Source organism: Shigella sp. FC1967, assembly GCF_001743005.1.
Lineage (GTDB): Bacteria > Pseudomonadota > Gammaproteobacteria > Enterobacterales > Enterobacteriaceae > Proteus.
Genome location: NZ_MIIZ01001105.1, coordinates 1 through 863, shown reverse-complemented (window position 1 = coordinate 863; position 863 = coordinate 1). Strand labels below are relative to the sequence as shown.

The following is an 863-nucleotide window of genomic DNA, read 5'->3' as shown; positions in this document are numbered from 1 at the left end:
TTTTGACCATTACGGCCGATTGCCTGCGCAAGGTTACTGCTTTCAACTGCAACATCCATTGTACATTTGTCTTCATCGACAACAATAGAAGCAACATCTGCCGGAGCCATTGCATTAATGACGAATTGTGCAGGATTATCATCCCACAGAACAATATCAATTCGTTCGCCGCCCAATTCGCTGGAAACGGCTTGTACACGTGCACCACGCATACCAACACAAGCACCCACAGGGTCAATACGCTTGTCGTTAGTTTTTACTGCGATTTTGGCACGAGAACCTGGATCACGCGCTGCAGCTTTAATTTCAATGATTTCTTCGCCAATTTCTGGTACTTCAATACGGAAAAGTTCAACCAGCATTTCAGGGCGAGAGCGTGTCACGAAAAGTTGTGCACCACGAGTTTCTGTACGTACGTCGTATAAAACACCGCGTAAACGGTCACCTGGACGGAAATTTTCACGCGGTAACATATCTTCGCGTAAAATAACCGCTTCAGCGTTATTGCCTAAGTCTAACGTGATATTTTCACGATTCACTTTCTTCACAACACCCGTGATAATTTCGCCTAATTGTTCGCGGAATTGATCAACAACCATTGCTCTTTCAGCTTCACGTACTTTTTGTACGATAACTTGTTTCGCAGTTTGTGTTGTAATACGGTCGAAAGTGACAGATTCAATCTGATCTTCAATATAACCACCCAGTTCAATACTAGGATCTTCATATTGCGCTGCTTCAAGTGTGATTTCACGAGTTGGTTGAGTCACTTCCTCAACGGCAACCCAACGACGGAATGTATCAAAATCACCCGTTTTACGGTCGATACATACGCGAACGTCAATTTCTTGCTCGTACTTTTT

The 863-nt window shown here is 43.8% G+C and carries 1 protein-coding gene; it reads right to left on the bottom strand.

Annotated elements, in window-relative coordinates:
* Positions 1–863, bottom strand: an 863-nt coding sequence (gene nusA / locus BHE89_RS18870) for a transcription termination factor NusA (RefSeq protein ID WP_128860723.1), incomplete at both ends; no start/stop codon positions are given.